The 25816-nt window shown below is 57.6% G+C and carries 24 protein-coding genes; 9 read left to right on the forward strand and 15 right to left on the reverse strand.

Translation table 11 applies throughout. The features are described from left to right. Positions 1-4: 4 nt before the first annotated feature. The 8 genes from D6851_RS05655 to D6851_RS05690 form a co-directional block, all read right to left on the reverse strand. Positions 5-1558 (reverse strand): NADH-ubiquinone oxidoreductase-F iron-sulfur binding region domain-containing protein, encoded by a 1554-nt coding sequence (locus D6851_RS05655; protein ID WP_120323886.1) that lies wholly within the window; start codon positions 1556-1558, stop codon positions 5-7. Beyond that, positions 1555-1980 (reverse strand): NAD(P)H-dependent oxidoreductase subunit E, encoded by a 426-nt coding sequence (locus tag D6851_RS05660; RefSeq protein ID WP_120323887.1) that lies wholly within the window; start codon positions 1978-1980, stop codon positions 1555-1557. Before D6851_RS05660 ends, D6851_RS05655 begins: the two co-directional genes overlap by 4 nt. Further along, complete coding sequence (gene fghA / locus D6851_RS05665; protein ID WP_120323888.1) at positions 1977-2816, reverse strand: S-formylglutathione hydrolase; 840 nt, start codon at positions 2814-2816, stop codon at positions 1977-1979. The genes D6851_RS05660 and fghA overlap by 4 nt, the downstream gene beginning before the upstream one ends. A gap of 35 nt (positions 2817-2851) precedes the next feature. Then, a complete protein-coding gene (locus tag D6851_RS05670) occupies positions 2852-3241 on the reverse strand; it encodes a VOC family protein (protein ID WP_120323889.1) in 390 nt (129 codons plus the stop codon). Positions 3242-3287: 46 nt separating this feature from the next. Continuing rightward, on the reverse strand, positions 3288-3680 hold the full coding sequence (locus tag D6851_RS05675) for a VOC family protein (protein WP_120323890.1): 393 nt from the start codon (positions 3678-3680) through the stop codon (positions 3288-3290). Between the two features lie 84 nt (positions 3681-3764). Then, positions 3765-4871 carry an S-(hydroxymethyl)glutathione dehydrogenase/class III alcohol dehydrogenase gene (locus D6851_RS05680; RefSeq protein WP_120323891.1) on the reverse strand — a complete coding sequence of 369 codons (1107 nt, stop codon included), beginning with the start codon at positions 4869-4871 and terminating at the stop codon, positions 3765-3767. Between the two features lie 138 nt (positions 4872-5009). Beyond that, positions 5010-6383, reverse strand: coding sequence for an MFS transporter (locus tag D6851_RS05685; protein WP_183029998.1), 1374 nt, complete (start codon positions 6381-6383; stop codon positions 5010-5012). Between the two features lie 25 nt (positions 6384-6408). After that, complete coding sequence (locus D6851_RS05690) at positions 6409-6858, reverse strand: Saro_0803 family transcriptional regulator (RefSeq protein WP_238473954.1); 450 nt, start codon at positions 6856-6858, stop codon at positions 6409-6411. Positions 6859-6937: 79 nt separating this feature from the next. On the opposite strand from D6851_RS05690, the gene D6851_RS05695 reads away from it, so the two are divergent. Then, complete coding sequence (locus D6851_RS05695; RefSeq protein ID WP_120323893.1) at positions 6938-8419, forward strand: lignostilbene-alpha,beta-dioxygenase; 1482 nt, start codon at positions 6938-6940, stop codon at positions 8417-8419. A 95-nt stretch (positions 8420-8514) separates the two neighbouring features. Here the strand turns inward: D6851_RS05695 and D6851_RS05700 are convergent, their stop codons facing one another. Beyond that, positions 8515-10176: a GMC family oxidoreductase gene (locus tag D6851_RS05700; protein WP_120323894.1), complete on the reverse strand. Its 1662-nt coding sequence runs from the start codon at positions 10174-10176 to the stop codon at positions 8515-8517. Positions 10177-10284: 108 nt separating this feature from the next. Here D6851_RS05700 and D6851_RS05705 point away from each other — a divergent pair, with 108 nt between their 5' ends. Further along, complete coding sequence (locus D6851_RS05705) at positions 10285-10746, forward strand: DUF3237 domain-containing protein (RefSeq protein ID WP_120323895.1); 462 nt, start codon at positions 10285-10287, stop codon at positions 10744-10746. Here D6851_RS05705 and mdlC read toward each other — a convergent pair. The 6 genes from mdlC to D6851_RS05735 all read right to left on the reverse strand — a co-directional run bounded on the left by mdlC (position 10739) and on the right by D6851_RS05735 (position 19090). Further along, positions 10739-12298: a benzoylformate decarboxylase gene (gene mdlC, locus D6851_RS05710; RefSeq protein ID WP_120323896.1), complete on the reverse strand. Its 1560-nt coding sequence runs from the start codon at positions 12296-12298 to the stop codon at positions 10739-10741. The two genes, D6851_RS05705 and mdlC, sit on opposite strands and share 8 nt — an antisense overlap. Beyond that, positions 12298-13932: an MFS transporter gene (locus tag D6851_RS05715; RefSeq protein ID WP_238473955.1), complete on the reverse strand. Its 1635-nt coding sequence runs from the start codon at positions 13930-13932 to the stop codon at positions 12298-12300. Before D6851_RS05715 ends, mdlC begins: the two co-directional genes overlap by 1 nt. 112 nt (positions 13933-14044) lie before the next feature. After that, positions 14045-14902, reverse strand: coding sequence for an SDR family oxidoreductase (locus tag D6851_RS05720; protein ID WP_120323897.1), 858 nt, complete (start codon positions 14900-14902; stop codon positions 14045-14047). 63 nt (positions 14903-14965) lie between these two features. After that, positions 14966-16039, reverse strand: coding sequence for an amidohydrolase family protein (locus D6851_RS05725; protein ID WP_120323986.1), 1074 nt, complete (start codon positions 16037-16039; stop codon positions 14966-14968). A 107-nt stretch (positions 16040-16146) separates the two neighbouring features. Further along, entirely contained in the window at positions 16147-17577 is a 1431-nt protein-coding gene (locus D6851_RS05730; protein WP_120323898.1) for an NAD-dependent succinate-semialdehyde dehydrogenase, read from the reverse strand. A gap of 91 nt (positions 17578-17668) precedes the next feature. Continuing rightward, complete coding sequence (locus D6851_RS05735) at positions 17669-19090, reverse strand: MFS transporter (protein ID WP_120323899.1); 1422 nt, start codon at positions 19088-19090, stop codon at positions 17669-17671. A 154-nt stretch (positions 19091-19244) separates the two neighbouring features. Between D6851_RS05735 and D6851_RS05740 the strand changes: the two genes are divergently transcribed. The 7 genes from D6851_RS05740 to D6851_RS05770 all read left to right on the forward strand — a co-directional run bounded on the left by D6851_RS05740 (position 19245) and on the right by D6851_RS05770 (position 25713). Beyond that, a complete protein-coding gene (locus tag D6851_RS05740) occupies positions 19245-20153 on the forward strand; it encodes an SDR family NAD(P)-dependent oxidoreductase (RefSeq protein WP_120323900.1) in 909 nt (302 codons plus the stop codon). After that, a complete protein-coding gene (locus tag D6851_RS05745) occupies positions 20150-20737 on the forward strand; it encodes a nuclear transport factor 2 family protein (protein ID WP_120323901.1) in 588 nt (195 codons plus the stop codon). Before D6851_RS05740 ends, D6851_RS05745 begins: the two co-directional genes overlap by 4 nt. Positions 20738-20744: 7 nt before the next feature. Next, positions 20745-21665, forward strand: coding sequence for an SDR family NAD(P)-dependent oxidoreductase (locus D6851_RS05750; RefSeq protein ID WP_238473956.1), 921 nt, complete (start codon positions 20745-20747; stop codon positions 21663-21665). Positions 21666-21801: 136 nt separating this feature from the next. Continuing rightward, positions 21802-22176, forward strand: coding sequence for a hypothetical protein (locus tag D6851_RS05755; RefSeq protein ID WP_147395438.1), 375 nt, complete (start codon positions 21802-21804; stop codon positions 22174-22176). 57 nt (positions 22177-22233) lie between these two features. Further along, positions 22234-22905, forward strand: a complete 672-nt coding sequence (locus D6851_RS05760) for a glutathione S-transferase family protein (RefSeq protein WP_120323904.1) — start codon at positions 22234-22236, stop codon at positions 22903-22905. Positions 22906-22977: 72 nt separating this feature from the next. Beyond that, complete coding sequence (gene msrB / locus D6851_RS05765) at positions 22978-23379, forward strand: peptide-methionine (R)-S-oxide reductase MsrB (protein WP_120323905.1); 402 nt, start codon at positions 22978-22980, stop codon at positions 23377-23379. Between the two features lie 105 nt (positions 23380-23484). After that, positions 23485-25713 (forward strand): transglycosylase domain-containing protein, encoded by a 2229-nt coding sequence (locus tag D6851_RS05770; RefSeq protein WP_120323906.1) that lies wholly within the window; start codon positions 23485-23487, stop codon positions 25711-25713. Positions 25714-25816 lie beyond the last annotated feature (103 nt).

Consider the following 25816-nt stretch of genomic DNA (forward strand, 5'->3'; position numbering starts at 1 on the left):
CGAATCACTGGCCGACCCGTTCCAGAGCGGTTTCGACAGCCTGGGGATTATCGCTGAAATCTTCGGGCCAGTGGCGCATCGCACTCAGCACCGGATAGGGCGTGAAGCCGCCCAGAGCACAAAGCGAAGAGGATTTCATTACATCGCACAGATCGGCGAGCAGAGTGATCTCATCTTCCGCAGAGCGATCCTGTTTGGGCGTGTTGTGCATTTGCGGCTGCTGTTCGAGCGTATCCCGCTGACGCCCGGCGCGCATCCGGTCGATAATTTCCACGCCGCGCACCGATCCTATCCGGCAGGGTGTACATTTGCCGCAGCTTTCCGCCGCACAGAATTCCATCGCGAAACGGGCCATGCCGCCCATATCTGCCGTATCGTCGAATACAGTGATACCGCCATGGCCGATCAGCGCTTCGCTGGCGGTATATTCTTCATAGTCGAATTTGATGTCGAACTGGTCAGGATGGAGATAGGCACCCAACGGGCCGCCAACCTGCACTGCCTTGACCGGACGGCCCGATTGCGTGCCGCCGCCAATATCGTTCACCAGCTCGCCCAGCGTAATCCCGAAAGCGGTTTCATAAAGACCGCCATGCTTGATATTGCCGGCAAGCTGGATCGGCATTGTGCCTTTGGAACGTCCCATGCCGAGCGATTCATAATCATTCGCTCCGCCTTCGCCCAGAATATGCGGTACGGCAGCGAGGGTGAGAATATTGTTTACGACCGTCGGTTTGCCGAACAACCCTTCCAGAGCAGGGAGCGGTGGCTTGGCGCGCACTTCGCCGCGCTTGCCTTCCAGACTGTTGAGAAGCGAGGTTTCTTCACCGCAGACATAAGCCCCGGCACCCACGCGCACTTCGCATTTGAACGGCGCGATAATATCGGCGCAAAGCGCCAGTGCCCGGTTCATCTTGGCAATGGCATCGGGATATTCGCTGCGCAGATAGACATAGCCCTGATCGGCGCCCACCGCTTCACCGGCAATCGCCATGCCTTCGATCAGCGCGTAAGGATCGCCTTCCATCACCATACGGTCGGCGAAAGTGGCACTGTCACCTTCATCGGCATTGGCGACGATATATTTTTGCGGCCCGGCTGCGCCTGCCACGGTGCGCCATTTGATCCCGGCGGGAAAACCGGCCCCGCCTCTGCCGCGAAGCCCGGAATGGAGCACTTCTTCGATAATCCGTTCGGGGCCGATATTGCGGGCGCGTTTCAACCCGCTCCATCCGCCGGTCGCTTCGTAATCTTCGAGGCTGGTCGGGCGGGTCTTACCGGCGCGGGCGAAAGTCAGCCGCTGCTGGCTGGCGATAAATGGGTGATCCTCGATCATACCGATGGCCAGATCGCTCGATCCGTCCAGAATGGCATCGACATCCGCCGGTGTAGCCGGACCAAAGCCCTTACCGTCGATCTCGACCAGCGGTTCGAGCCATTGCATGCCCCAGCTCGATACGCGGTGGACTTCACACCCTTTCTTTTCAAAGGCTGCGGCCAGAGCATCGGCCCCGCAGGCACGGGCAAGGGCGTCATCTGAGATACGAATGAGTGTCATGCGGTTTCGATCAGTTTTTTCAGGCGGTCGGCATCGAGGCGAGCGTGGAGATCGTCACCAATGCGGGCATTGGGGCCGACCGAGCACAGACCGAGGCAATAGACGGTGGAAAGACGGACACGCTCACCGGCCGCCGCCTGGGCATCTTCCATCAGGGCTTCGACGCCACGGGCCTTGCAGGATTCGGCGCGGCAAATCTGCACTTCGGGGCGCGGGTCGGCCGTCTGATGAAAATCGTGATAGAAACTCACCACCCCGTGCACATCGGCGCGGCTGAGATTGAGCGCTTCGGCGATATAGATTTCACTGTCCGCATCGACGCAGCCAAATTCAGCCTGCACATCGTGCAGAATGGGCATTAACGGCCCTTCCCGGGTCTGATGCTCAGCAATTATTTCACCGAGGCGCTGGGTCTTGTTCACTTTTTCAGCCTTTCAGCAGCCCATGCAATATGATCGCCCATGAAGGTCGAGATAAAGTAATAGGAATGGTCATAGCCATCCTGCATCCGGATCGTGGCATCGATACCGGCCTTGTCGCAGGCCTGTGCCAGTAACGGTGTCCTGAGCTGTTCTTCAAGGAAATTGTCCGCGGTGCCCTGGTCGACCAGCAGTTCGGGCAGACGCGCCCCGTCTTCGATCAGTGCCACCGCATCATATTCGCGCCACAGAGCTTTATCGTCACCCAGATAGCCGGGCAGGCCCTTATCGCCCCATGGGCAGTTGAGCGGGCTGACGATCGGGGCGAAAGCGCTGACCGAACGGAACCGTTCCGGATTGCGCAAAGCGATGGTGAGCGCGCCATGGCCACCCATGGAATGGCCGGTAATGCCCTGCCGCTCCATATCGGCGGGAAAGTTTGCTGCGATCAGTTCGGGCAGTTCTTTCTCGACATAAGAACGCATGCGATAGTTTTTCGCCCAGGGTTCCTGTGTCGCATCGACATAGAAGCCCGCGCCCTTGCCGAAATCGAATGCCTCGTCATCGGGCACGTTATCGCCGCGGGGGGACGTGTCGGGCGCGACGAAGATAATCCCGTGCTTGGCGCAATAGCGGCGATATTCGCCCTTTTCCATCACATTGGCATGGGTGCAGGTAAGGCCCGAGAGATACCACAGGACCGGCATGGTAAAGCCTTCCGGATGATCGGGCACATAGACCGCGAAGGTCATTTCGGTGCCCGTTTCCGAGGATGTGTGCTTATAGACACCCTGCGTGCCGTTATAGCTCTTATTTTCGCTGAGCGTTTCCATGGTCATGCTTCTCTCGCTCCCGTTATCATTGTGTGGCGGGATCAGTCTCTGGGGCCGGTATTGGGCGCATAGGCGCAGATCTTGTGCCCGGTCGGATCGTAAAGATAGGCGCCATACATATTCCCCGGTGAACTGGCGCGGAAGCCCGGTGCGCCGGCATCCGTTCCGCCATTGTCGAGGCCGGCCTTGTGGAACGCCTCGACCGTATCGTAATCCGCAGCCTTCAGGCCCAGAGTGAAACCATTATAGGCCGGGGCCGGTTCCCCGTTTGCCGGGGGCGCTACGATGAATGTGCCGCCTTCGCTGGCATAGACGATACCGCCATTAGGCAGGTCGATCGGGGCATCCTGACCGAGAACGCCCATGATCGCGTCGTAGAATTTGCGGGCGGCTGCCATATCGTTGGCACCGATATACAGATGGTTGAACAAGAGGCCTCTCCAGTGTCGGATGGGAAACAGGGATAAGGATGCGCGCTCAGTACTCCGACGCATCGTAGACGGCGCAAATCTTGTGGCCCGTCGGGTCGCGCAGATAAGCGAGATAGAGTTCCTTGCCGGTCGAAGGCGAAATGCGCAGGCCAGGCGGGTCTTCGCAGGCTGTGCCGCCCTGTTCGAGCCCGATCCGGTGCCAGCTATCGACAGCGTCGGCAGAAGGTGCACGAAAGCCAAGCGTGCCGCCATTGGCATAGGTGGAAGCCTGACCGTCGATCGGCCGGCCAATCACGAAATTCGTGCCGCTCTGGCTGTAGAAGAGCCGCCCCTTGCTGTCGGTCACCGCTTCGGCAATGCCCAGCGGCGCCAGAATTGCATCGTAGAAGCGGCGTGCTTCTTCGATATCATCCGCACCGATTACAATATGTCTGAACATAGTGGCTTCTCTCCCAGAGGCACGTCTCTCAACGGACAGATCCGCCCGGTGCAGAGGGCAACCGGGCGGATATTGTCAGACCGGTCAATAAACGACGACCGACCGGATGCTCTTGCCTTCATGCATGAGATCGAAACCCTTATTGATCTCATCGAGGCTCAGCACATGGGTAATCATCGGATCGATCTGGATTTTGTCGTTCATATACCAGTCGACGATCTTGGGGACATCGGTCCGGCCCTTGGCGCCGCCAAAGGCACTGCCGCGCCAGTTGCGACCGGTGACGAGCTGGAACGGACGGGTCGAGATTTCTGCCCCGGCTTCGGCCACGCCGATCACGATCGAGGTGCCCCAGCCCTTGTGGCAGCATTCCAGTGCCTGCCGCATCACGGTGGTGTTGCCGGTGCAGTCGAAGGAATAATCCGCCCCGCCGTCGAGCATATTGACCAGATATTCGACAACATTGCCGACATCCCTGGGGTTCACGAAATCGGTCATGCCGAATTTGCGGCCCCATTCTTCCTTGTCGGGATTGAGGTCGACGCCCACGATCCGGTCGGCACCGGCCATTTTGGCGCCCTGAATCACATTGAGACCGATCCCGCCGAGGCCGAAGACGACCACATTATCGCCGGGTTTGACCTTGGCGGTGTTCACCACTGCGCCCACCCCGGTGGTTACGCCGCAGCCGACATAGCAGCTCGTTTTGAACGGAGCGTCTTCGCGAATCTTAGCGACCGCGATTTCGGGCAGCACGGTGAAATTGGAGAAGGTCGAGCAGCCCATATAGTGGTAAATGGTCTCGCCCTTATAGGAAAAGCGGCTGGTGCCGTCGGGCATCAGGCCTTTGCCCTGCGTTTCGCGAATCGCCGAACACAGATTGGTCTTGCCCGAGAGGCACATTTTGCACTGGCGGCATTCGGGCGTGTAAAGCGGGATCACGTGATCGTCCGGCTTTACCGAGGTCACACCGGGGCCGATTTCACGGATGATGCCGGCGCCTTCATGGCCGAGAACGGACGGAAACAGGCCTTCCGAATCGAGCCCGTCCAGCGTGTAGGCGTCAGTATGGCAGATGCCGGTCGCCATGATTTCGACCAGCACTTCGCCCTGTTTCGGACCTTCGAGATCCAGTTCGACGATTTCCAGCGGCTTCTTCGCTTCAAAAGCTACGGCTGCGCGGGTTTTCATGGGGTGCGTCTCTCTTCTTGTATCGTTCCACTATTGCTCAGTCTCATGGACTTTCTTGCTCTCCGGCGCCACCCCGGAATTGGTTCCGATGCGGCGCCGGGAGGGCGGTTCCGGTCCAGACGAGGTCCTCGCGCTGGCTCAGACGGGTACGTTGGGATCGGTCGGTTTATCTCCCACATCGGCATCAGCATCGCGCAAGGGCAGCAGCAGGAACAGAATAAGCGCAGCGACCGAACCCATCGCCATGATCGCCGAGACGGGCAGCAACTGATCGTTGCCCAGTGCATCGAACAGCAGGCCCGCAATGATTGGCGAACTGGCTGCGCCAAGCCGTCCGATACCCAGCACGAAACCGGTGCCGGTGGCCCGGGCATAGGCGGGGAAGCCGAGTGCGAAAGCCGAATAGAAACCGACAATCGCCGCATTGGTTGTGAACATGGCGAAGAAAGCAGTCATCCGCCAGCCCCACAAACTATCCTGCCCGAAACCGAAAGCGGTCACGGCGACAGCGCCCAGAGCCAGCATGGCAACGGTCGGTGCCCGAATATGCCAGCGTTTCATCAGGAAGCCGAACAGCAGACCGCCGATTGCCCCGCCAATATTGGCATAAGTCAGCGTGCTGGCGGCATCGGGTTGCGAAAAGCCCGAATCGGCCACGATCTTCACCGCCCATTTGAGAATGAAATAGAAGGTGATCGTGTGGAACATATAGCCGAAAGCCAGCATCAGAGTGACCGGGCGCAGGCGCGGATTGGTCAGAATATCCGATACTTTGGGTTTAGCGGCCGTCGGAGAAATCTCAGGCAATTGCGCAATCAGCTGCTTGCCGAAAATGCGCAGGGCATGATTGATCTTTTCGACTGCATTGGCCGGACGCCGGGCTGCATAATAGGCCGGGGTTTCCGGCATCAAAAGCGCGACCAGCGGAATCATGACCGCAGTAACGACCGCACCGAACAGGAATACGGCGCGCCAGTCATACACTTCGAGCAGCCACATCTGTGCAGCAAAGCCGCCGATTACACCGCCCAGCGGATAGCCGATCACATATAAGGCCATGGCAATGGAACGGCTGGATTTGCTGGTGGTCTCGGCCACCACGGCATTGGTCGCCGCCAACATACCGCCGATACCGATGCCGGTGAGCAGGCGCCAGACGGTGAGCGTGGCCACACCGCCGGCCGAATGGGCGAAATACATGCCCACTGCCATCACCAGAAGGCAGCCGAGCATGCTCAGCTTGCGGCCGAACCGGTCGGCCATGCCGCCCAGCAATACGGAGCCGACTCCCATACCGACCAGTTCGGCAGACAGAACGACACCCAGCTCACTGCGCGGAATACCCCATTCGGCAGAGATGCCGGGGGCGGCAAAGGCGCTCGACAAGACGTCGAACCCGTCCAGTGCATTGAGCATAATCATCAGGATAACGACAATCCATTGCCTGACATTCATCGGATTGTCGTCGATTATGCTGCGCGGATCCTGAAGCGCAGCGTCACTTGTAGCCATGAGTCATCCTCTTTCTCTGGCGCCTTCATTCGTGGATTCGGCTGAGCATTTCCACTAGTTTTTCGACTTCGCCCGATTTCAAACGGCGTTTAAGCCATGATTCATGCTGAGCGATACATAATTTGGCGGCATCCAGCGCCGCTTTGCCATCATCGGTGAGAAACAGCGCCTGCTTGCGTCCGTCTGTGGTGCTGCGCTCACGCCGTAAATAGCCGCGTTCCTGCATCCGGTTGACGATGGTCATGGTGGTAGCCCGGTCCATTTGCAATTCGCGCCCCATATCGATTTGCGAAATGCCGGGATTGTCGTCCGTCAGCCACAGGACGGAAACCTGCTTCTGAGTCAGGTCGAGATCGGCAAAAGTTTCGGTAAAATGCCGGTTAACCGCACCATGGGCGAGCCGAATATGGAAACCGAGAATATCGTTCAGCCCGCTGATCGTGCCGGTTTCCTTCAAGACCTCACTATCCTGCACCAATGAACCTCGCCCCTTTTCTTTAAACTTGCCAATTTGTTAGTGAAGCATACAATCTGGCGCAAGGAGAGGATAAAAAATGAGCCATTTTCCAGACACACCGAATTTCACCGGTTTTAACACGCCATCGCGTATCGAGGCGGATATTCGCGATCTTGCGCATGAGGGCGAAATTCCGCGCGAAATCGACGGGGCGTTCTATCGCGTCCAGCCCGATCCGCAATTTCCGCCGCGTCTGGGGGACGATATTGCCTTCAATGGTGACGGGATGGTCACCCGGTTTCATATTCATGACGGGCAATGCGATTTCAAGCAGCGCTGGGCCCATACGGATAAGTGGAAGGCCGAGCGCAAGGCGGGCAAGGGCCTGTTCGGCGCCTATCGCAATCCGCTGACCGACGATCCTTCCACTAAGGGTATGTATCGTTCCACCGCCAATACCAATGCCTGGATCTATGCAGGCAAATTATGGGCGATGAAGGAAGACAGCCCGGCGCTGATTATGGACCCGGTCACCATGGAGACCGAGGGTTTCGAGAAATTCGGTGGCAAGATGACGGGCGAAACTTTTACCGCTCATCCCAAGATCGACCCCGACACCGGCAATATGGTAGCCATCGGCTATGCTGCGAGCGGGCTGTGCACCGATGATGTGACCTATTACGAGGTCAACCCGCAGGGCGAGCTGATCCGCGAAGTATGGTTCAAGGTGCCTTATTATTGCATGATGCACGATTTTGCGATCACGCCGGATTATCTGGTGCTGCATATCGTGCCGTCGATCGGTAGCTGGGAGCGGCTGGAAAAAGGTCTGCCGCATTTCGGTTTCGACACCACCATGCCGGTCTATCTTGGCATCATTCCGCGTCGCGACGATGTGAAGCAGGAGGATATTCGCTGGTTCAAACGCGATAATTGCTTTGCCAGCCATGTGCTCAATGCCTGGCAGGAAGGAACCAAGGTTCATTTCGTTACGCCCGAAGCGAAGAACAATATGTTCCCCTTCTTTCCCGATGTGCATGGCGAACCCTTTAACGGGCTTGAAGCGATGAGCAGGCTAACCCGCTGGACGGTGGATATGGCTTCCAACGGGGAGGATTTCGATTCGATCACCACACTGACCGAAACCGCATCCGAATTTCCGCGGATCGATGACCGTTTTACCGGCAAGAAGAATCGCTATGGCTGGGGCCTGGAAATGGATATGCAACGCCCGGTCGAACTGAAAGGCGGCAGTGCCGGCGGCTTGCTGATGAACTGTCTGTTCCTCAAGGATCTCGAAACCGGGGATGAGCAGCACTGGTGGTGCGGCCCCGTCAGCTCCTTGCAGGAACCCTGCTTCATTCCGCGCAATGCCGATGCGCCCGAAGGCGATGGCTGGATCGTGATGATCTGCAACCGGCTGGAAGAGCATCGCTCCGACCTGCTGATTTTCGATGCGCTCGATATCGAGAAGGGGCCGGTGGCGACCATCAATGTGCCGATCCGTCTGCGCTTCGGCCTGCATGGCAATTTCGTGCGCTCCGAAGAGATCGGGCTGAAGGAAGACGCCCTCGTCTGATCCGGGCGGGCCAGTTCAAAACATAAGGTCCAAACAAAAAGAGCCGCTCCGGCATCCCGGAGCGGCTCTTTTTGTATAGTGTTCAGACCGGGCGATCAGGCCATGGCGGTTTCGCGGGCATCCTGCAAAATCATGTCGGCGCCTTTTTCACCGATCATGATGGTCGGGGCATTGGTGTTGCCCGAAATGATTTTCGGCATCACCGAAGCGTCGATCACGCGCAGACCCTCGACCCCGCGCAATTTGAGATCGGGGGAAAGCGGCGCGCGCTCATCTGGGCCCATGGCGACGGTGCCGACCGGGTGATAGAGCGTGCCGCCCGCGATCTTGGCATATTCCAGCATCTGATCGTCCGTATCGCCGAAGGGATCGCCGGGTGCCTTGAGATAGGGTTGCAGCGAAGGCTGCTGCCAGATCTTACGGATCAGCTTGAGCTGCGCCACAGCCGATTCCTTATCCAGAGGGTCCGACAGATAATTCGGCACGATCCTGGGATGAAGGGTGCCGTCGGGTGATTTCGCATGGATCGAGCCGCGCGATTCGGGGCGGAGCTGGCAGGGATTGGACGCCAGGCCCGGTTCCTTTTCGAGCTGCAGTGCCTGTGTGGCATTGAGCGCTTCGATATCCATACTCGCGGCCATCACGTGGATCTGGACGTCCGGCGTTTCGAGTTCGGGGCGGGTCTTGGCGAAGGCGGTGCCATGGGCCACGGCATAAGAGAGCAGACCCTTGCGGACGATCCCGTATTTGGCGACTTCCTTGGCGAGATTGAGCCCGGTGGACAGGTAATTGACCGAGTGCCAGTCTTCGCGCAGGCGCGCCTGACAGCCGATCATGAAATGGTCCTGCATATTCTCGCCAACCATGGGCGATTCATGCACCACGGGTATGCCGAGCTGCTGCAACAGAGCGCCTTGCCCGACGCCCGAAATTTCGAGCAGCTTGGGGCTTTCCACCGAACCGGCGGCGAGAATGACCTCGCGCCCGACCATCACCTTGCGCGTTTCACCGCGCTGGCTGAATTCGACGCCGACCGCTTTCTTGCCTTCGAACAGAATCCGCGTGGTCATGGCGCGGGTTTCGACCTGCAGATTGGGGCGCTGCATTGCGGGGTGGAGATAGGCGACTGCGGCCGAATGGCGGCGGCCCTTCTTCCAGGTCAGCTGGAACCAGCTTACGCCTTCCTGATCGCCGGTATTGATATCGTCGCGATAGGGGATGCCCGCTTCCACACAGGCTTCGATCAGCGCCCCGCTGACCGGATGCTGATGCGGGAAATCGGCGACATTGAGCGGTCCGCCCACGCCATGCACATCGCTTTCGCCGCGCTCCTGATTCTGCGCCTTGCGGAAATAGGGGAGCACATCGTCATAGCTCCAGCCGCGCGCGCCCATTTGCGACCAGCCGTCATAATCGGCGGACTGGCCACGAATATAGAGCATGCCGTTGATCGAGCTGGAGCCGCCCAGCACCTTGCCCTTGGGCCATTTATGCGTGCGATTGCCCGAGCCTTCGTCCGCTTCGGTTTCGTAGAGCCAGTTGACCTTCGGATCGTTCAGCGTCTTGCCAAAACCGATCGGCGTGTGGATCATCATATTCGACATGAACTGGCTGGGTTCCTTGAGCGGACGATCATCTCCCCCCGCTTCGAGCAGAACCACTTTATATTTGCCGTTTTCAGTCAGACGATTGGCCAGTACGCAGCCGGCACTACCGGCTCCGACAATGACATAGTCCGCATAAAGGTCCGCAGCCATCCAAAACTCCTCTCATCGTTTTTTCGGCGCAACTGCACGATTCACCTGCCTGACACGCCGGGGTTATTCGTTGTCTTGTTCTCTAACACTCTTCGGGAGAAATGCCAGATGATCAAGCCTGAACTTGAGTTTGTCTATGAAGCCGGCGGCGGACTGGGTGCGCCGCGCCAGATCGGCAAAACGATGGACGGCACACGCCGGATCATTCCGATCGACGATGGCGGTTATGTCAAAGGTCCGAAAATCAGTGGCCGGCTGATGGGTAATTCGGCGGACTGGCAACTGACCCGCCATGACGGGGTGACCGTGGCCGACGCGCTCTATGCGATCGAGACCGATGACGGCACGCTGATCCAGATCCGCAATCGCGGCCTGCGCCACGGCCCGCCCGATGTCATGGCGCGGCTGGCGGCGGGCGAGGAAGTGGATCCGGCGGACTATTATTTCCGCACCGTGCCCGAATTCATCGCCCCCGAAGGCCCCTATGACTGGCTGAACAAATCGATCTTCGTGTGCTCGGGTGCGCGTTATGAATTCGGCATCCGGCTGTGGGTCTGGCGGGTTACGTAATCCGCAAATCGAGGAGGGACGGGCCGTCCTGCGCAAAGCTCCATTCGAGTGCCGCATCGAGATCGCCCGTTTCCTCCACCTTGCGTGCCGCCACGCCCTGCGCCTGAGCGAGCTGCACGAAATCGATCCCGGTGAGATCGGTGCCGGGCACCGAATTCATGCCGAAATGGCTCGCGAAACCCTGCAAGGCGGCATAGGCCGAATTGTTGAGAATCAGGAAGCTGATATCGGTCTGATGCAGCCGGGCCGAATACAGACCCTGGATCGTGTACATCGCCCCGCCATCGCCCAGCACGGCGAGCACTTTATCGTTCTGCCCCAGGGCGGCCCCTATCGCTGCAGGCAGGCCATAGCCGAGCCCGCCGCTGGCGCAGGTAAAAAAGCCGCCTTCGCGCAGGATCGGCAGATTGTCATGCATCGGCCCGCGCGCGGTCGGGGCTTCTTCCACCACCACCGCATTGGCCGGCCGCAAAGCGGCGATGCGCGAGAGGACATAGCTGTCGGTCATCCGCGCTTCGGGCGCGGCAAGCGCATGTGCGCTGCCCGCAAAAGCGCGCGGCTGCACTTTTTCGGCCAGTGCCGCGAGCGCCGGTGCGACACTGCCGAGCACGCCCAGAGCATCGCCGGGCAGGGCAGCGAGATGGCTTTCCGTATCGCTGAGCGCGGCGAGCGTGGCATGGGGCGGCCAGTGCGGCCCTTCGCCTTCGACATGATAGGTGAAGACCGGCGCCCCGGCCACGAGGATCATGTCATGCCCGTCCAGCAGGCGGACGATATCTTCGCGCATGGCCGGCAGGAAACCGGCGAATTGCGGATGATCTTCGGGGAACACATCGCGCGCGGCGAAAGGGGCCACCCAGACCGAGGCGCCGCTGCGTTCGGCAAGGGCTATCGCGCTGTCCCATGAATGGCTGTCCGCGCTGCCCGTGCCCAGCACCAGCGCCGGATGCGAAGCGCGGTTGAAGCGCCGGGCCAGCAGATCGATATTATGCGGCGCGGCGAGTGTCTCCATATGCAGTTCGGGCAGGCCGGGCCGGTCGCATTCGCGGTCCCAGTCATCGACCGGAATCGAGACGAAAACCGGCCCCATGGGCGGGGTCAGCGCAATATGGAAGGCACGCAGAAGCGCTTGCGGCACATCTTCGGGCCGCGCGGGTTCGCAGGCCCATTTGACATAAGGCTGGGGAAATTCCGTCGGCCTTTCGGCAAACAGGAAGGGATCGTAAGGCAGGATCGAACGCGCCTGCTGCCCTGCCGTCACCACGATCGGCGCATGATTGCGGAAAGCGGTGAACAGATTGCCCAGCGCATGGCCCGTCCCGGCGGAAGAATGGAGATTGACCAGTGCCGGTTTCCCGCTGGAGCGGGCATAGCCATCGGCCATACCCACCACCACCGCTTCATTGAGGCCCAGCACATAGTCGAAACCTTCGGGCATCGCTTTGAGCATTGGCAATTCGGTCGAACCGGGATTGCCGAAAAGGCGGTCCACACCGAAATGCTGAAAGATTTCGAAGGACACTTCACGAACAGTGGGGCGGGAGTTTGGCATCAGACAGGTTCTCCGGCAGCGCGTGCCCGGTCGAGAATGCTCGCTTCATCGCGGTTCACGCGGATCATGACAATTACAAGCATGACAACGATGAGCGGGGCCACAAGGTTCACCGACAGGATTGCCGAAGCCAGATCGCCGCCATTGGCATCGCTTATCATGCCCACCGCATAAGGGCCGATGCCGAGGCCGAAAAGGGTGGAGACCATAATATAGATCGAAGATGTGATCCCGCGCATACGCGGCAGTACCAAATCGTACATCATCGAATAAAGCGGCGGCATCCACATGGTGAGAATAAGGCTGTACAGCGTGAAGCGCAGATAGAAGCTGCCCGCTGTCGGCGCGTGATAGACCCAGATGGCGATCAGCGGCGAGACACCGAGCGAAAAGAGGGCAAGGCCCACCCGGCCGGGGCCGGCCAGCCGCTTATTGACGATATCGGTCAGCGGCCCGGCAATCACCGGCCCCATAATGCCCAATACTGCCGAAAGCAGGCCGAATTGCAGGCCGGTTTCCCCGGCGGACAGGCCGTAAGAACGCATCAGGAAGCTGGGCGTAAAACCCATGACGCCGTAATTGATCGCATATTGCAGGCTGCCCGCGCCCACCAGCAGCATCAGCGAGGGAGACAGGATAACGGCCGCGGTTGGCGGATCGGACAATTTGAAGGACTGGAACAGGTTGAGCACCACGAACAGGCCGAAACCGACCACCACCCATTGCAGCACATGCGGATTGAGCGGGAAGCCGCCAATATCGAGTGCGGGACGCGGCGAGAAACCCTGCGCCCAGCTTATCATGCCCAAGGTGAACAGGATGATGACTGCCAGACCGGCCAGATTGGTGATCCATTGTTTGCGCCCGGCATTGCGTTTCCAGAGCGAAATCCAGTTGAGCCCCGGTGTAACCGAACCCAGAAGCGCCGCGCTCGATTTGAAAGGATGGGCATCTTTGGCAGTTTCGATCCCTTCGATGGCGCCGCGACGCGGTTCTTTCATCCGGTAGAGCATGATCGCGAGCAGAAAGCCGGGCAGGGAAGCGACGATAAAGGCGAATTGCCAGCCGGCAAAGCCGAGCGGGGCATTGCCATTGGCATAGGTCGTATCCCACCAGTCCGCAGCTACGCCGCCCAGCATCATGGACAGGCCAAGGCCCAGCGCCACGGCAATCGCCATGGCAGCGGTGGCGATCCCGCGTTTCGCCTTGGGAAATTCATCGAAAATCAGGCTGTATCCGGCGGGCTGCGCCGCCGCTTCGCCAATCCCCACACCGAGGCGTGAAAGAGCGAGGAGCGTAAATCCGCTGGCAAAAGCCGCAAGTCCGGCCGAAAAAGACCAGATGGTGATACAGATGGCGAGCAATTTGCCGCGCAGCCAGCCATCGGCGAGCCGCCCGAGCGGCAATGAAAACAACGCGTAGAACAACGCGAAGACCGTGCCGTAAAGCAGGCCCAGTTCAGCATCGCCGATATGCAGATCTTCGCGAATATTGGTCGCCAGAATCGACAGGATCTGCCGGTCGAGCAGGCTCATCGCCTGGGTAAGCGAAACCAGCGTCAGGGCATACCAGCCCGCTTTGCTGACCTTGGTCGAAGCGGGCATACTCTGACCCGCATTGTCATGTGTCGCCATGGGCATCCTCTGCAATATTCGGCCCATACCTGACAGAGCGGGCCGTATGGCCCCGCCGCCTTATATTCTGTGCGATGGCGGCAGGGTGTGGAATGAAAGACGGGCGCCGGCTTTATGTCCCGAGCGCTTCGGCAATGGTTTTGCTGATCGGCGTGGTCGGGCGGCCGATCAGTTTGCTCAGCGTATGACTGTCATTGAACAGCGCATCCTTGCTGGTGCTGTAATTCGAATTGGCGACCACGCGGGCCACAAAATCGGGCAGGCCTGCCTGAATGAGCGACTGGGTGAAGTCCTCCTCGCTCATATCGACATATTTCACGTCCTTGCCCGACTGGCGGGAGACTTCGGCGGCGAAATCGTCCATCGTCCAGGCTTCGTCACCGGCCAGTTCGTAGATATCGCCGCCTTTGCCTTCGACCAGCACGGCGGCCGCACCCGCGGCATAATCGGCGCGCGAAGCCGAAGAGATCCGGCCCTTGCCGGCCGCACCGGCAATTTCACCGGCTTCGACCTGTGGCGCCAGCGTGCCGACATAATTTTCATTATACCAGCCATTGCGTAGCAGATCGTATGTCAGCCCGCTCTCGCTCAGCAGTTCTTCGGTCGCGCGGTGTTCTTCGCCCAGTTTAATCGGTGTGTTCGGGGCATCGAGAATCGAGGTATAGGCCATATAGCCGACCCCGGCATCCCGGGCCGCCTCGATCACCGCCCGATGCTGGCGCGGGCGTTCGCCCAGCGCATTGCCCGAAATCAGCAAGAGACGATCCACACCGGTAAAAGCCGGTTTCAGAGTCTCGGGCTTGTCGTAATCGGCAGCGCGCACATCCACCCCTTTGGCAGCGTAATCGGCCAGTTTGGCCGGATCGCGGGCAAAGGCGACGATATCGCTCGCCGCCACTTTCTCCAGCAGGGAATCGAGCACGAAATGGCCGAGATGGCCGGTGGCACCGGTAACGCCATAAGTCGTCATAAGTCTCTCCTCATTTCCTCCCTCATGGGGCGCGCTCCGGCTGTGTGCAAGAGCGCGCGGCGCTTACAGTTTGAACCAGCGCTCGGCATTGGTCTGCATCAGCTTCTTCTTCTGGCTGTCAGGGATGTCGAGATTATCCATGATGCGCACTTCATCGGCGACATATTCATAAGGATAATCCATCGCATACATCACCCGGTCCTCACCCATGACCTCGATCATCAGCTTGATCGCCGGTTCGAAAGGCAGGCCGCTGGTGGTACCGAGCATGTTGTTGCGCATATAGTGAAACAGGTCATGCTTCAGCGGCTTCATTCGTTCATAGCGGTTGGAGCGCACACCGGCCTGATGCATGTAATTGGTGCGATAGAGCCAGTAGGGCAGTGCTTCGCAGCCGTGACCGGCCATGATCTGCAGGCTCGGATATTTGTCGAAAATGCCGACCGTCAGCAGGCGCAGCAGATGATAGCTCGTTTCTACACCGAAGCCGAATACCGCGCCGTCCAGTCCGGTCTCGACCATATCGCCGATCAGCTTGTCGGGCGGCCCTTGCGGGTGGATATAAAGCGGCAGGTCGTTTTCGACGCAGGCCTTCACGATCGGATCGAACTGCGCCTCATCCAGATAATGCCCCTGCGTATGGCTGTTCACCATCACCGCATGGAAGCCCAGTTCCTCCTTGCCGCGGCGGATTTCTTCGGCTGACCATTCCGGGTCCTGCGGAACCACGGCCACCGTTCCGTAAAAGCGATCGGGATGGGCTTCGCAGCGTTCCTTCAGATAGTCATTGGCGCGCCGCACCATGCCTTTGGCCTGCTCGACATCGAAAAGCGGCTGCACACCGGGCGAAGTGAGCGAGAGAACCGCTTTGTCGATTCCCGTCCGGTCCATATCGGCCAGCCGCTTGGTATCGAGATCGTACAGGCTCTCCATGATCCATTGCGCGCGTTCGGACGGGCTGACCGCATAGAAGCCCCACAGGCTTTCGGTTCCCTTATCGGCCTTGCCGTCTTTCACGAGCTGCATGATCGCCTCGATCTGCTCGCGTGTGGCGAAAGCTTCTTCGGTGGCGATGCGCAGATAGCCGCGTCCGCCTCCGGTTTGCAGTTCGCCCCCGGTTTTCGTTTGGTTTGTCATTGCCGGCATCCTCTCCTGTCTGTGTGTTGTCTGTTAAACGCCCGGCCGCGCCGCTTATGGCCCCGCCAGGCGTCTTTCTGGCCCCGTTCGGTGCCTGTCTGGCCCTCTTATCCTTCGTGCACTGCCTTGGTGACGAGGCAGGCGCGCACACCTTCGGGGCCATCCTCGCTGCCATGGCCGGACCATTTCACCCCGCCGAAAGGCGAGTCCGATCCACCGATCATGTGGCTGTTAATCCCCACCATGCCGGCCTCGATCTGGTCAGCAAGTCTTTGTTGACGCTTGTAATTTTCGGTCCAGGCATAAGCGGCCAGCCCGAAGGGCAAGCGATTGGCTTCGGCGATCATATCCTCTTCCGATGCAAAAGGATTGATGAGCGCCACCGGCCCGAAGGGTTCTTCATTCATAATATCTGCGTCCAGAGGGATTTCCGACAGAACGGTGGGCGAATAGAAAAATCCTTGATTTCCAATACGTTCACCACCCGTATGCAGCGTCGCACCCTTCTCTTTGGCATTGCCGATAAGTGCATCCATTGCTTCTGGCCGACGGGGATTTGCCATCGGACCCATCTGCGTTTCAGCTTCCAGACCATTGCCGATTTTCAGCGCCTTCGCTCGCTCGACAAAGCCGTCGCGGAATTTTTCAAAGACATTTTCCTGCACGATAAAACGGGTCGGAGAAACGCAGACTTGCCCGCAATTCCGGTACTTTCCGGCTACTGCCGTATCCAGCACCCGGTCCACATCCACGTCATCGAACACCAGCACCGGGCCATGCCCGCCCAGTTCCATGGTGGTACGCTGCATATTCTCCGTGGCGAGCCGCGCGAGATGCTTGCCCACCACTGTCGATCCGGTGAAGGACAATTTGCGAATGATGGGCGAACCCAGCAGGTGCCGGCTCACCTCGTCGGGAACACCGAAAACCGCCTGAGCCACTTCTTTGGGCAATCCTGCATCGAGCAGGCATTGCAGCACACCCAGTGCGGAAGCCGGGGTTTCTTCAGCGGATTTGAGGATAACCGAACAGCCCGCTGCAATAGGTGCGCCCAGCTTTCGCCCCGGATTGCCGAGCGGGAAGTTCCACGGAGCGAAAGCGGCAACAGGGCCTACAGGCTCATGACGGACCGTGGAGCGCATCCCCTCAGGGCGCACCAGTTCCCGGCCGTAGAGGCGGAAAACTTCGCCGGCATAGAAATTGAACAGGCCGACATTCATCATCACTTCGATGCGCGCTTCAGCGAGCGGTTTACCCTGTTCCATGGTCGCGACGCGGGCAAGATCTTCCTTGCGTTCCAGCATCAGCCGGGCAGCGCCCTGCAAGACATGAGCCCTTTCCTGAGGTGTGGATTTGCGCCAGATTCTGAAGCCCTTTTCCGCGACTTCCAGAGCCCGGTCGAGATCAGCGGCATCGGCCATTGGGAGCGCGCCTATCGTCTCTCCGGTAGCCGGATTGACGACGTCAAAATTGCGCCGGTCACCACCTGACACTTTTTCGCCATCGATCATCATGTAGAGGGCGGGATAGTTGCTCATTTGCATTTTCTCCTTCGCACCGGTGCCTGGCCGATGCTGTTTATTGTTGTCACGCCGTATCCCGCCTGACCGGGCCACGGCGCATTACGGGTTAAAGGCCTTGCGCTTCAAGATATTCGACTTCCCTGCGATACGGCTTGATGCCGCGATACATGAAGAAAGTCGCTGCCGGCATGAAGATCGCAGCGGTAATCAGAATGGCTTCCCACAAAGCGCCGGTGGCACCGGGAAGATGGTTTATGATGTCGGAAACGAAGCCGATCACGAAGCTGCCCATGGCCCCGAAAAAGGTGAACATGAACAGGTAAACCGCCGTAACCTGACCGCGCATCTCATTGGGCGCGATCCGCTGGATTGCGGCATTCTGCGGGACGGCACCGGCCAGACCGAACATGGCCGCCACGGCCATGCAGCCGAGCGCGAGTTCCGCTGTCGGCATGAGAGGGGCGGCAATCGAGACGATCGTCGTGCCGGTGAAAAGAATGGCGGCAGCCCGAATATTCGCATCCTTGTGGCGTTTGCTCAGCCAGGTGACGAAAGTACCGCCAAAGGCTATACCGAGGAGCATGGCAGCCAGCAGCATCGGTGCGAGAATATTGCCGATTTCGGCTTCGCTCCAGCCATAAGTGCGCAGGATGAATGGCACCCGCCATGCGCTGATTCCCTGACTTTCCACTGCGGACAAGGCCAGTGCAATGAACAGCGGGTAATAGGCTTTGCCACGCATATTGATCGCGCGGATCGCGTCAATACCGGTGAAAGAGAGAATCTTACGCCCAAGAGAGGCATCTTCCGGCACGATCTGTTCGGCATTGGGCTTCGTACGGCGGGGCGGTTCCGGGACCAGCATGAACAATATTGCGATGACAAGCCCCGGCGCGCCGATCATGAGGAGGATATATTGCCAGTTGAAGATGGTAAGACCGAGAAAGACGCTCGTTTCGGGCCATGTTGCCGTCCAGCCGATGAGCTGACCTCCACCCCATGTGCCGACTGTCTGACCAAGGATGAAACCAAGCTGCATCAGCGCGAAGACCAATGGAATGCGTAAGGGACGGAAATAGTCGGCCAGCATGGAATAGGAGCCCGGCCCATGGGCGGATCCACTGGCACCGACAAACAGGCGTGTGCCGATAAATTGCACGAAATTCTGCGCAAGACCACCAAGAGCGGTAATCGTTCCAATTACAGCGATGCCTCCACCGAGCACATATTTACGCGGGAAAATGTCTACCAGACGGGCAAGGGGGATGCCGACAAAGACATAGGCCAGAACCGTCGCCGGGCCCAGCAGGAAGCCAAGCGCAGTATCGCTGAGGCCGAAGCTCACCTTGATTCGTTCTGCCAGCATCGCAAAAACGGTCTGATCGAAGAATGACAGGAAGGTCGCAAATACGATTACAAAGAGGGCGAAGAAGCCGGCCTTTTCCGAAGGCCACGGCATAGCATCCTTAGCTCCTTGTTTTTCTTCCGTTTCGGAACTCACCTGTGGTGTGCTTGGCGCTATCGCCATGTCCGCAATCCTCTCCAAATTCGGCTTCTCTTTTCGGAAGCCTTTGTGATTCCTCTTGGCCAAATTGTATGTGGTGAATACAAAAAGGCGAAGCAAAAATTGATTAGGTCCGCAACCGGGCCTATGCACACCGGCATAAGGGAGAGTGAGAAACATGCAAGAACTGAAGGGCAAAACAGCCTTCATTACTGGCGGTGCCAGCGGAATTGGCCTTGGAATTGCCAAAGCTCTGCTTGGTGAAGGAATGAAAGTCGCAATTGCCGATATCCGGGATGACCATTTGGAAGAGGCCGTGGCCGAACTGAATGGTGGAGACGATGTCCTGCCACTGAAACTCGATGTTACCGATCGGGACGCCTATGCGAAGGCAGCGGATGAGGCCGAAGCCAAATTCGGCAAGATTCACATTCTCGTCAATAATGCCGGAGTTGCTGCTCTGGGGCCCGTTGAGCTGGCTTCCTACGGTGACTGGGACTGGACGCTGGGAGTTAATCTGGGCGGGACGATCAATGGAATTGTGACTATTTTGCCGCGTATTCTTGCTCACGGGGAAGGCGGCCATATCGTTTCGACCGCTTCCATGTCGGGTATGATGCCTCATGGCGGCGCAGCGACCTATACGACAGGCAAAGCGGCCATTGTCGCTCTTATGGAAACTATGCGCAGTGAACTGGAAGGGCGCGGAGTTGTCTGTTCCGCTTTTTGTCCCGGTGCAGTTCAGTCTAATATTGCCGAAGCGGGTAAGACGCGACCGGAAAAATTTGCCGATACCGGCTATGCACAGACTGATAAGGGTCGCCAGAGTGCCGGCGATTTCATGCATTTGTTCCAGACAAAAGAAGAAGTCGGTCAGCGTGTATTGCAGGGCATTTTGAATGATGAATTGTTCATTCTTACGCATGCTGAATTTTATGAGGGCGTGAAGGATCGCGCTGAAGCGATGATTGCCTCTGTACCCAGGCATCTTCCGGAAAATCCGGAATATAAGGAGACTTTTTCCGTTCTGTTCCGCAATCCGGTCCATGCTGAAGAAAAGGCGCGGCAGGAAAAGCTGCACCCATGAGAGCGCTTTTTCATTTCGCTCTTACCACTCTGTTTCTTTCGGGAGTTTTTATCATGCCCGCTCATGCGGAAAAGCAGTCCTACACTGCTGCTTATGCACAGGATCGTGCTGAAATTGAAGATCTTATGGCGCGTTATCTGTTCGCGCTGGACTGGAACGATCTCGATACATTTATCGATATGTTCACTGAGGATGCCGAATTCGAATATGCGCGCGGCACGGCTGTTGGGAAAGCGGATATTCTTGCAACGGTAACGGCTTTTAAGAAGGCAATTGGCGAACGCTACAAGGATGACGATGGCAACCCGGCGATTTTGCGGCATGTTTTGGGACAGACCGCGATCAGGATCGAGGGAGATAAAGCCTGGACCCGTGCGTTCTGGTACGAAATGGCGAATAACGGGCCTGGAAAAACGCTCAAGATGGGCACGTTCGGCTTGTATGAAGATGAATTGGTGAAAGTTGATGGAGAATGGAAATTCTCCAAACGCCGCATCCTCAACGAATTTCTGCCGGGTCGGGAATCTTCGACTGAAAATCCGGTTCTCGCAATGGATCGGGTAGCTGTAGAAGCGAGCAAATAAGGATAGGATGATGAAGGATTTTTCGGGCCGCACGGCCTTTGTGACCGGCGGTGCCAACGGCGTTGGCTTGGGAATCGTCCGCAACCTTCTCAATGAAGGTGTGAAAGTGGCTATCGCCGATATCCGACAGGACGCCATTGATGAAGCGCTTGCCACACTCGACAATCGTGAAGTGATGGGCGTTCAGCTCGACGTATCCGATCGTGCCAGCTTCAAGGAAGCGGCCGACAGGGTGGAGGCAGAATTTGGGCCAGTCTCACTGGTCTTCAACAATGCTGGCATCAATCTATTTCAGACAATTGAAGACAGTTCCTATGATGATTGGGACTGGGTGCTTGGTGTCAATCTTGATGGTGTTATCAATGGTGTGATGACTTTTGCGCCGCGTATGAAAGAGCGGGCGCTGTCTGGTGAAGTGCATGGCGGTCAGATCGTCAACACGGCTTCTATGGCGGCTTTTATCGCCGGGCCGATTCCGGGTATCTACAATACAGCTAAATTCGCAGTGCGTGGATTATCCTATTCGCTGCGCTATTCGATGGCGGAATATGGCATTGGCGTATCGATGGTCTGTCCTGGCCTGGTCAAAAGCCACATCTATGCCAGTGATGAAATACGCCCCGATGCGCTCAAAGGAGAAATGCAGCCTGTCAATGAAAATGCGGTGCAGCAGCTTGCAGGGGTCCATGAATTCGGCATGGAACCGGATGTGATTGGGGAACGTATTCTGGAAGGTATTCGCAACAACCAAATGCACATTTTCCCGCATCCTGAACATAAGGATGAGGTCCGGGAGCTGGGAGAAGAAGTGCTGGAGGATTTCCGCGATTATCCGCAGGATCCCGGCTACGAACAGCGCATCGGTTTCGAAAATATGCGTCGTGAACGTTTTGCTGAAACACGCCGCAAGGCACGTGAACTGAAATAGAGCTGGATGGTTTCGTAAAGGTCGGTGCTTCGTGCACCGGCCTTTACGAATGCCCTGCGTAAGGAAATGTCTGGAAGTCAGTAATGAGCCAGTGATTGTTCACGACGCGCTCACCTGTTGGTGCTAGAGCTGCGGCATGATGAGACACTTTATCGCTCTTGGGATTTCGGCCTTTGCATTTGTCGCTTTGCCAGCAGCCGCACAGGGAAGTGATCCGGCGAGCAAACTCACGGCAGAGCATGAAACCATACTGCGTTGCTCTGCGGCTTTCGCGATGGTGGCCGGGCAGCAGGACGAAGGCAATGCCGAGGCTAACAAATATCCGCCTATGGACGAACGCGGACGGGAATATTTTGTGCAGGGCATGGCCCAGATCATGGATGATACCGGGATGGATCGAACGGCCATTATCGAACAATTGCGGACCCAGTTGATCGATCTTGCGCAGCCGGGCAAGCTTGATGAAGCAATGCCGCCCTGCCTCCTGTCGCTGGAAAGCTCAGATCTATAAATTGCTATGTAAGGCAGGAGTGGACGCCGCTCCTGCCTTGCGGCAATACATTGAACCATGTGGCAACTTTATCACTTCCCTCTATGTCCGTTCAGTCGCAAGGTCCGGTTGGCGCTGGGTGAGAAGGGCGTTCCTTATGATCTTATTAGGGAAAACCCTTGGGAAGGTCGTGATGAGTTTTTTGCGTTGAATCCCGCCGGGCGAACACCGGTTTTGCGTTATGTCGAAAAAAAGCTAGTATTGATCGACAGTCAGGCAATTTGCGAATATTTCGAGGAAACGGTCGACAAGTCGCCGCTGATCCTCGGTACTGCCGCTAATCGTGCAGAAATCCGGCGGCTGACGGCTTTGTTCGATGAAAGTTTCTTCACCGATGTCACATATCCGATTCTTCAGGAAAAGATGAAGAAACGGATTCTTTATCGAGCGCCGCCGGATTCGCGTCTGCTGCGCGAGACTATGCGATTGTTGCATGAACATCTCGATTATATCGACTGGTTGATAGATAATCGTCGATGGCTGGCGGGTGCCCAGCTCAGCCTGGCCGACTTCGCGGCGGCGGCGCAGCTTTCGGTGATCGATTATCTTGGCGGCGTGGACTGGAGCGGACATGACGGGGCACATGGCTGGTACCGGGTCATGAAAAGCCGCCCCAGCTTCCGTCCGCTTCTGGCAGACAAGATGGAAAGTTTGCCGCCCCCGCGTCATTATTCGGACGTCAATGCTTGAGGCTTTATGTGTTTTTCTTCCTCTGGCTCAGATGCAATTTCTTCCCATATGGCAGGTTGAAGGAGATCATGAATGGCAGATAAGCTTTCACTCAGTCAGGAAGAATGGCGCGAGCGCCTTGACCCGCAGCAATTTCATGTGTTGCGCGAAGGAGGAACGGAACGCGCTTTTACAGGAAAATACGAATCCAATAAGGCGGCAGGCGAATATGTCTGCGCCGGTTGCGGCCAACCGCTTTTCGAGTCCGATGACAAATATGATAGTGGATCGGGATGGCCGAGTTTCGTGCGTCCGGCGCAGAATGGCGCAGTGGAAGAGAAACGCGACTTCAGTCACGGAATGATGCGGACCGAAGTGCGTTGTGCCCGATGCGCCGGCCATCTCGGCCATGTTTTCCCTGATGGTCCCGCGCCAACTGGCTTGCGTTATTGCATCAACAGTGCATCTCTGGATTTTCAGCCCGAGGACGAGTGAAGTCGACCTTTTTCCCGTTAACGCTGGGTTACATTTCCCCTATGCACATAGGATAGACAGATGGGGCCACGTTATGCGCCCGGGTTACAAGGTTGAATAGGCCATATGGCAGGAAGTCGGCGGGGTTCTCGCTCTTCGAAAAAGACAGCGGATCGCAAGGATAAGAACAGTCTTCTTGGCAGATGGCTGCGGCGGTTGATTGTTGCGGGTGTTGTGGTGGGTTTGCTGGGAGCACTGGCTCTCGGCACGGCGGTCTATTTCGCCGAGCGTAGCCTGCCTAGCTATTCTGCTTTGATGAATAGCGAGAACGGGCAGACAATTGTCATGCGCGCACGCGATGGAACGGAAATTGTCTCTCTAGGCCCCAGTTATGGCGAGTGGCTTTATTCCGACGAAATCCCCCAAGTAATGAAAGATGCAATGGTTTCTGTGGAAGACCGTCGCTTCTATTCACACATCGGGGTCGACCCGCTTGGGTTGCTGCGCGCGGTTTGGGTAGCGGTCCGCGACGACCAGCGAGCAGAAGCCACGTCTACCATTACACAGCAGCTTGCCCGTAATATCTTTCTCAACTCAAACCGCACCATGGATCGAAAACTGCGTGAAGCAGTGCTTGCGATGGCGCTGGAATGGAAGTTTTCAAAGGATCAGATCCTCGAACTTTATCTGAACAAAGTGTATTTCGGTGGTGGTGCTTATGGCATCGATAGCGCAAGCCGCAAATTCTTCAGCCATTCCGCGCGCCAGCTCTCAACCGGAGAAGCAGCTATCATAGCTGGGCTGGTCAAAGCACCATCGCGCTATGCACCGTCTGCCGATGTTAATGCCGCGGTGGCCCGTGCCAATGTTGTGCTGTCGCAAATGCGGAAATATGGCGCCCTGAGAGCGGATGAAGCTGCTTCGGTCGATGTGTCGGCCGTCAAGCTCAAGAAGGAAAGTGGCGGCAACTCGATTCGGTATTTTACCGATTGGGCGCTTCCGCAACTCGATACGCTTCTGGCCGACAGCGATTCACGAGAACCGATTCAAGTCTGGACAACGATTGATATCGCCAAGCAAAAATCTGCAACCGCGGCAATCAAGGCGAATGCTCCCAAAGGTGCGCAGGGAGCACTGGTAAGTTTGGATCGCGATGGCGCTGTGCTCGCTATGGTAGGCGGCACGGACTATGTGGAAAGCAATTATAACCGAGCGGTAAGCGCTGTTCGTCAACCGGGGTCTGCCTGGAAATTATTTGTTTATCTTGCCGCGCTGGAAGCTGGCTATACGCCTGATGATCGTGTCGTCGATGAACCGACGACGATTGGTAACTGGAGCCCGCATAATTCCGGTGGATCTTATGCCGGTGAGATCGATGTTCGTTCGGCCTTCGCCTATTCGAAAAACACGGTGGCGGCCCAGCTTGGTAATGATGTCGGTTTTGGAACAGTAGCATCTATGGCGCGGCGCATGGGGATCACCACCCCGATCTCCACTTATCCCTCGATGGTGCTGGGAACATCGGAAGTCCGCGTGATCGATATGGCCCGGGCATTTGGAGAAATTTCGGCAGGCGGTGAATCTGTCGAGCCTTACGGCATCACCAAGGTTGAGACCGCTAAGGGGCGCGTCCTGTATCGCCGGGAACCGCAGCGTGGTCATCAGCTTGTACCGGATTATGTCGCTGCCGGGATCACCGACCTGTTGCAGACCGCGGTTGCAACCGGAACCGGGCGTGCGGCACAAATCGGCCGTCCAGTGGCAGGTAAAACGGGAACGACCAATTCGAGTAAGGATGGCTGGTTTGTCGGCTTTTCCAGTGGGATAACCACTGCTGTGTGGATGGGGCGCGACGATGCCAAGCCGGTGGCTGGCCTCTATGGCGGTACAGCCCCAGCCCGCGCTTTTGCCTCCTACATGCGTTATGCTGTAAAGGACCGCCCGGTCGAGCAGTTCGATACCGATCTGCAATTGCCGCAGTGGCAGCTCGAACCTGATGATGAATATTTCTACGGTGACCCGAACGATTATTATTTCATCGATGAACAGGGAAATCTCGTTGAACCGAGCGGTGGCGCGGATAATGGGACTAAATCGCCGTTTCCGCCAGAACGACAAGAACAATCTCCTGCAGATCAGCCTCGCAGGCCATCACGTGACAATGAAACGGATGATTCAGCGCCGAGTGCAGCCAGTGACGATTTTCTTGAACGGGCGATCGGTGGGAGTCTTGAGAATGGATCCACTCGCTCAAACCGTCCGCAACAGCGATCGCCTTCATCAGAATCCGAGATGGATACGGGGCGGAGCTGGCGAAGCAATCCGCCTGAAGGAATTATTGAGCGTCCGGATTGAGAGAAGAGGTTTATTGGTCCTCCGGGTTTTATTTGGATTGATGGAGGCAATTGAGCCTCGGTTTTTCAGAGAAGCACTAACCAATAACCATTCAGTGGTTATC

It is taken from the genome of Altericroceibacterium spongiae (assembly GCF_003610805.1).
Taxonomy (GTDB): domain Bacteria; phylum Pseudomonadota; class Alphaproteobacteria; order Sphingomonadales; family Sphingomonadaceae; genus Altericroceibacterium; species Altericroceibacterium spongiae.